Genomic DNA, 1,843 nt, shown 5'->3' with positions numbered 1-1,843 from the left:
GTATGGGTCTGTAGCTCAGTTGGTTAGAGCAGGGGACTCATAATCCCTTGGTCGCTGGTTCGAGTCCAGCCAGACCCACCATAAAATCAAGAGATTAGGGGTTTTCTCTAGTCTCTTTTTTATTGGGGTGTGCCAGATTTGTGTCAATAAAAACGTTAGAGACGAGTTCGGCATGTTCCAAAAGCTGAGGTTTTGATAGGTGAGCATATCGTCTGACCATTTCTTCCGACTCCCAGCCACCGAGTTCCTGTAATACATTCATTGGTGCACCCTGCTGGGCTAGCCAGCTTGCCCAGGTGTGACGCAAATCGTGCCAGCGGAAATTTTCAATTCCGGCTCGTTTTAAAGCATTTCTCCATGCGCTGGTATTTGCCCATGAAATTGAGCGCCCTTTGTAAGTGAATACTTTGCTTGGATGTTTCCCAATTTGACGATATAAAACAGCCAAAGCTATTGAATTTAGCGGAACATGGATCGCTTTTCTTGCCTTCGCCTGATCAGGATGTATCCATGCTGCCCTGCGTTCAAGATTAACTTGGCCCCATTCTAAATTCAAAACATTGGACTGCCTTAATCCGGTCGCCAAAGCAAAAATCACCATATCCTGCTGATGAGCGGGTAATTCAGTGAGAAGCACCCTCACCTGATCTGGCGTTAGCCAGCGCACCCGACGTTTGGGTTCCGGAAATAATCTGATTTTAGGAACCTTGTCGATCCATTCCCAGTCGTGGCATGCCTTGCGAAGAATTGCACGTATTAATGCCAGATGCCGATTCGCCGTTGATGGGCTGGTCTCTTTAGCCTTAGTATGTGCAATATGATCAATCAGCATGCGATCTATTTCATTCAATAGCCTATTACGTAAAAATTGCTGTAACCACCGCAATTTTTCTTTGTCGCGCTCATGCGTTGCTTTATGTTGAGTTTCCAACAAAAACTTGCACGCTGCTTCATCCCAAGTGCGCTTTTGCTTATTGCCCAGTCTTTGAACCAGCCATAATTCCGCTTTCAGCTTGTCGTGGAATTCCTGCGCCTGGGTTTTGTCTTCTGTTGCAGCAGAGCGTCTAATGCGCTCGCCGCTTGGTGCGGTGAATCGAATCCACCACGTTTTACCGCGTTTAAAGAGTGACATAATTTTTTCTCCTCATGTCCCACTTGCAACGCTTGCCGAGTAGAAGCATATAACGAGCGGATATGATCGGCAAGGTCATCTTCGATAAAAGCCCAGCGTTTTCCTAATTTGGCACCGGGAATGATTCCCGCTTTGGCGCGTCGGCGCACTTCCTCGGGGTGCAGTTTCAGAAACTGGGCCGCTTCAGTCAGGGTCAAGGTTTTCATAAGCCATTCAACCTTTGGTAAAAATTGCTATAACAGCATAAGCGAAACAATCACCACTGAAATCAGCACCAGAACGGCGGCCAGTAAATTCATAATGGCCGCCTGCCTGGAAATTCGGGTCAGATCACGGATCTCATGATTGATTGCGATTTTGACTTTTTCGCTGATTAATTGCATGCTCTGATCTATTGGCTGATCGTTGCTTTTGCTGATATTGTTTTGTTGTGCGCTGATCAGTGCATTGGCTTTTTTGCTGGCGACTGTTTGCCATTGGTTGAAACTTTCCTGCAGAATGGCTTCGTATTTGTGCAGCAATTCAGCATGCGCTTTTTCATTCTGTTCCAGCAATACCTCATTGAGCGTATGCATCATCAAAATCGGATCATCTTTGGTCAGAACGATGCTATGTTCTGATGCGATCCGTTTGATCAATGCATCCAGTTTGTCGTTGTTCATGACAAAACCGCGGACACGTTTTCAAGAGTGGTAAACAGCTGTCTGCGTA

At 46.3% G+C, this 1,843-nt stretch carries 3 protein-coding genes and 1 tRNA gene; 1 reads left to right on the top strand and 3 read right to left on the bottom strand.

Annotation, left to right across the window (positions count from 1 at the left end; translation table 11 throughout):
• The first annotated feature begins 4 nt into the window (after positions 1-4).
• Positions 5-81: transfer RNA gene (locus tag J5I83_RS00020), tRNA-Ile, on the top strand.
• Positions 82-94: 13 nt separating this feature from the next.
• Here the strand turns inward: J5I83_RS00020 and J5I83_RS00015 are convergent.
• Genes J5I83_RS00015 through J5I83_RS00005 form a run of 3 tightly spaced genes read right to left on the bottom strand, consistent with a single transcriptional unit; the run spans position 95 to position 1,794 of the window.
• Positions 95-1,099 carry a site-specific integrase gene (locus tag J5I83_RS00015; RefSeq protein ID WP_275587397.1) on the bottom strand — a complete coding sequence of 335 codons (1,005 nt, stop codon included), beginning with the start codon at positions 1,097-1,099 and terminating at the stop codon, positions 95-97.
• Entirely contained in the window at positions 1,009-1,338 is a 330-nt protein-coding gene (locus J5I83_RS00010) for a helix-turn-helix domain-containing protein (protein ID WP_107789468.1), read from the bottom strand. The genes J5I83_RS00015 and J5I83_RS00010 overlap by 91 nt, the downstream gene beginning before the upstream one ends.
• 27 nt (positions 1,339-1,365) lie before the next feature.
• A complete protein-coding gene (locus J5I83_RS00005; RefSeq protein WP_304052278.1) occupies positions 1,366-1,794 on the bottom strand; it encodes a conjugal transfer protein TraM in 429 nt (142 codons plus the stop codon).
• Positions 1,795-1,843 lie beyond the last annotated feature (49 nt).

The sequence above is a fragment of the Nitrosomonas communis genome (genome assembly GCF_024102715.1).
Classification (GTDB): domain Bacteria; phylum Pseudomonadota; class Gammaproteobacteria; order Burkholderiales; family Nitrosomonadaceae; genus Nitrosomonas; species Nitrosomonas communis_B.
The sequence above is the reverse complement of the archived record's forward strand: the minus strand, read 5'-3'. Positions and strand labels throughout refer to the sequence as shown.